Origin of the sequence: Aequorivita sp. 609, from assembly GCF_014212065.1 — a bacterium.
Lineage (GTDB): Bacteria > Bacteroidota > Bacteroidia > Flavobacteriales > Flavobacteriaceae > Aequorivita > Aequorivita sinensis.
Map to the genome: position 1 here is coordinate 1 of NZ_JACJVM010000206.1, position 4,660 is coordinate 4,660.

Here is a 4,660-nt window from a genome sequence, read left to right on the forward strand (position 1 = left end):
CTAGCCATTTACCATACTCAGTCAACTCCTTGGTCGGCATGCCAAATGACAACAGAAATACTGCCGTCAGAAATAATATGATATATGGTGTAAGTCTTGTCATTTCAAATTAGCCACAACGTGTGTGTATGGCTCGTTGCGGAAAATCCGCGAGGATTTTCCGCCGTAACCGAAAGATAGCAAATTGCAATGAATTCCGATTAGGAATTCAGCCGCAATGAGCTATACACGGCTTAAGTTTACAATTCATTAAATTTAGATATAAATCAGAAAGAACAAAAGAGAGGAATAAGGTTATTATATACGCAGAGACTTAGATCTCGTCAACATTGAAAATCCCCTCTCTTTTTCTACACAGATTTCGTACAGTTCTATGAGGCCTTTAGACCTCGCTTTTAAGTCGTTGAAACTCGCGTAGATGTCCTTTCAAAAATCATTTTCTTATGAATAAAAATATTAAATTTTTCGGTATTGACATTAGCCACTTAGTTTTTGATGTTGCAGATTCTAATGGCAACTTTTACCAGTTTAAAAACACCCTTTCTGGCTTTAAAAAGTTTGCAAAAATATTAGATATAGATAGCCATTGTGTCATGGAAGCTACAGGATATTATCATTATCAATTAGCTTATTATTTGTTAGAATCAGGTATTAGAGTTTCTGTAGAAAACCCATTAGCAGTAAAACGTTTTATACAGATGAAATTATCTAAAATTAAAACGGATAAGAGCGATGCTAAACAGATCTGTGAATATGCCAAACAAGTCGACTTAAAGCTCTGGAAAGGCAACTCTAAACACCAAACAGAGTGTCTTCAAATCACCAGGCTCCTTGCTGTATATACAAAACAAAGCACCATGATTAAAAATAAATTACATGGTGAATCTGTTTTAGGAAATCCAAGTAAAGCAGTTGTAAGCTCTTTAAAACGTAGTTTGAAGCAAGTGCAAAAAGAAATAAAAATGCTGGAAAACAAGCTTTTGATTTTGGTTAAACAAGAGCATCAAGAAGTACTAACCCGATTAAAAAGCATACCAGGTATCGGAAACAAAACAGCCCTAATGTTGGTGGTTCTTACAGATGGTTTTGAACGATTTACAAGTGGTAGTGAATTGTGTAGTTATGCAGGATTGACTCCCGTGATAAAAAGAAGTGGCAGCAGTGTAACTGGCCGGAGTAAAATATGTAAAATGGGGAACCAAAAACTTCGAAACTTATTATTTATGTGCAGTTTTAATGCCTGCAAATACAATAAAGCTTGTAAGGATATTTATGAGCGATTAGTTGCTAAAGGAAAAAGTAAAAAATTAGCATTAATTGCAGTATGCAATAAGCTCTTAAAACAAGCTTTTGCTATTGCTAAATCTGGACTAATATATGAGGATAGTTACAGAAGTACCATGGTGAAAAATTAATGCTTTTTTACTTGTTTTTTACCACAGTACTTTGTTGTAGCACGTTTTTTATCTCTATTTTATTTCCGATTCTATTTTTTAAAAATTCAGATATTTCTTGATAGTCAGACTCGATTAAATTCATAAAATTCACATAATATTTCTTTTGATTTTTGTCCGCTATTATTATGTCACTTGATTTTAATTCAATACTATCAATATTGTCAATTCCGATAGAGTGTTTATTATTTCCATTCACAAAACTTAATTTATCATTTTTGTATTCAATTATCCCAGTCGGCACAAACAGAAATCCTGTTATTAAATATAGAATTCCAGTAATAAGTATTGAGTACAAGAGAATTTTTTCAGATTCAATATTTTTTAAACCAAAGTAGCTAGCAACAATTAAAATAGTTCCGAAAATAAATGGGAATATTCGGTTGTAATCATCGTTGTTCGTTCTTATTCTTAAGATATTCGTTCTTTTTCCATTTCTATATTTTAGTCTTTCTATTATATCCCAAATAATGATTGGAACCCAAATCAGAAACACAATATTTTTTAATGGTTTCAAGAACTCAATTCTGTCAATAAATGTCATTAAAAGAACTATTCCAATTATCAGAATGTAGGTTAAATATGGATTTCGTTTCTTCATTTCTCAAATGTGCTACAACGGTTGGGCTATGATTTCGTTGCGGAAAAATCCGCAGGATTCTTTCCGCTGTAGCCGAAAGATAGCAAACTTGCGTTGAATTCCGAGTAGGAATTCAACCGCAATGAATTATAGCCGTTGTTGTAAAACGTAATTTTATTTTTCATTTTTTTATAAGGAATAATTCTCTCTTTGTCCAAGTTTTTACCTTTAAAAACTCCTTTTACAGATTCCGTTTCGTTAATAAATTTGATGTAAGATTCTTGGCAAGCATAAAGTGAATAATCGTTTTTATTTTCATTCGGTTGACTGTGTTTAGACTTTATCGATTGATATAATGAAAAAATATAGGTTTCGTTGATTTTAATTCCGTCGATTTTCATTTTACAGTCTGATGCGTATTTCCATTCCGAACCACCATAAATTTCAAATGTTTTTCGGCTTTCCTGTCCTTTTATAATTTCTAAAACTTCTACAAGAATTGAATGTCCGAAAAATTCCGTTTCATCAATTTCTTCTTTCGAAACGGATTGCCCTTGTCGGTTGTAATAGTTATGTTTTAAAACTTTAGCTTTTATTACTAATTCACTGTCTTTACTTGCAGATATAAAAGTCCGAAACTTTCCACAATTACAAGCAAATGCCATTTGGAATGTCAGAAGTATAATTAATATGCTGAAAGTTTGTTTCATTATTCTGACTAACGTCAAATTAAGTTGCTGACATCTAGGGTGTTTGTAAATCCTAGATCTTCAGGTTTTAATTCAAATTTATCAATTTGTTTTTTAATGCGGTTCACCATTCCAAGTTTTCTTTTTTGGTCCAGAAATAAGTATTGTTTCGGGGGTTGATATTCTATCTTTTTGGTGACCATATTCCATAGGATTACCGCAAGTTTTCTTGCCGTCGCACTGACTGCGGAGTGTCTTCCCTTTCGGTAGGCGACCCTTCGGAAGAAGTCTGAAAGATGAGTGTCCTTTAGGTTGCCTATGGCATTGGCCGCTTGGCGTAAGGCAATCTTGAGCCGGTTGCTTCCTTTTGGCACTCGGTTGCTGAGTATTTTCCCGCCTGATATCTTATTGTTGGGTGCGAGCCTGAGCCAAGAAGCAAACTGTTTTGATGAACCAAACTTATGGAAGCCTTCGGGACCTATCTCGCTCATTATGGTCAATACCGTGGAATGACTCAGTCCCTCGATGGCAAAGAGATCAACCCCGTCAAAATAACGGAAGGCTAGTTGGTTCATATCTTTGATCTGGGGTGCATTTTTGTTGATTCTCTTATAGGACTTTTCGGTTGTTTTCATCTTCTTCCGCTCGGGATGCTCTTTAAGCTCTCGCTTTATAAAAAGTTCTATTTCTTTGTCGCAGTCCGCAATCTTTTTCTGAAAAAATTTATAGGCCTCGAACTCCTGTTGTAGCCCAAAGAGATAGTCCGATCGGTTATTGCCGTGGAGCGCCCTAGCAATTTCTTCTTTTGGCTTTCTGCAGTTGTAGTGTCGGTGCTCGGCCAAACTTTGAGGATCAAGGTTGCCCTTGCAGATATCCTCAATGATCTTCATCCCAGTAAGTCCACACACATCCTTGACCACAACGTCTAGCCTAAAGTTCAATAGTTTTAGGTGCTTCTGCATTTTGTGCGTAGTAGAGGCGGCCAGGTCTATCCAATTCCCTCTTTGGCGACAGAACGTCCTTAGCTGTTCGGTTGTAAGATCGGGCAGGAAACTGCCGCTGAGTAACCCTAAGGTGTGTAGCTTCTGTATCCATCGACAGTCTTTTACATCCGTTTTTTTGCCCTTGGCATTCTTGGTGAATTTTCCATTGGCCAGCACTACTTCAAAACCGAAGGAGATAAGCTCTACATACAGATTTTGCCAGTAATCGCCCGTGGACTCCATTGCTACAGTGGTCACGCCAGAGTCCATAAGCCACTGGCAAATTTCTGTGAGATTTTCAGCATAAACACCAAACTCCCTGACATCCTCTAATTCTTGGCCAATGGCCACATAGTGTGAGCGACTGCCCACATCGATTCCGGAAGCATTGAAATTAACAACGTCCATTCCGAGTTTCATTTTTCTTTCCATGATAAAAAAGTTTATGGATTAGTAAAAAATGATCCTAAGGAAATGTAACTTTGATATAGAAAATTATTCTGAACGGGGTTCCTCTTTGACGGACCACCACTGAAATTATCAACAAACCCTTGAATTGATTCTTCGAGGGCTTTTACACTTCAACCAGAATGTGTCCCGAGCTATGACGCACCAGTTTTAAAATCGGCCTTGCATAGGATCGACATAAAGTTCGGGAGTTCTTACCGTTAGCTCAAGAAATTAATAGAAATTTTTTGTGTAGGGAATGTTTTACAACGGTTTGTGTATGATTTCGTTGCGTGTTTCAGCAACTAATTTAGTAAAAAAACAAAGGCGATAATTCAGCGCGAGGATTTTCCGAAAGGAAAATCAGAAGCAATGAATTATACACGTCTTAAGTTTGATTTTTACTAAATAAGTTAATTTTAAGTATTAATCAGAAAGAACAAAAGAGCGGAGTAAGGTTACTATATACGGTGAAGCTTTAGACTTCGACAACATTGATAATCCCCG

At 36.1% G+C, this 4,660-nt stretch carries 4 protein-coding genes; 1 reads left to right on the forward strand and 3 read right to left on the reverse strand.

The window, feature by feature from the left end; genetic code table 11:
- The first annotated feature begins 443 nt into the window (after nucleotides 1-443).
- Nucleotides 444-1,415, forward strand: a complete 972-nt coding sequence (locus H4O20_RS13425) for an IS110 family transposase (protein WP_185099607.1) — start codon at nucleotides 444-446, stop codon at nucleotides 1,413-1,415.
- A gap of 7 nt (nucleotides 1,416-1,422) precedes the next feature.
- Here H4O20_RS13425 and H4O20_RS13430 read toward each other — a convergent pair whose 3' ends face one another.
- The 3 genes from H4O20_RS13430 to H4O20_RS13440 are packed head-to-tail and all read right to left on the reverse strand — an operon-like array spanning nucleotide 1,423 to nucleotide 4,138.
- Nucleotides 1,423-2,055, reverse strand: coding sequence for a hypothetical protein (locus H4O20_RS13430; RefSeq protein ID WP_139856763.1), 633 nt, complete (start codon nucleotides 2,053-2,055; stop codon nucleotides 1,423-1,425).
- 26 nt (nucleotides 2,056-2,081) lie between these two features.
- Entirely contained in the window at nucleotides 2,082-2,744 is a 663-nt protein-coding gene (locus H4O20_RS13435; RefSeq protein ID WP_139856762.1) for a hypothetical protein, read from the reverse strand.
- Between the two features lie 14 nt (nucleotides 2,745-2,758).
- Entirely contained in the window at nucleotides 2,759-4,138 is a 1,380-nt protein-coding gene (locus tag H4O20_RS13440) for an IS110 family transposase (RefSeq protein WP_185099608.1), read from the reverse strand.
- Nucleotides 4,139-4,660: the final 522 nt, after the last annotated feature.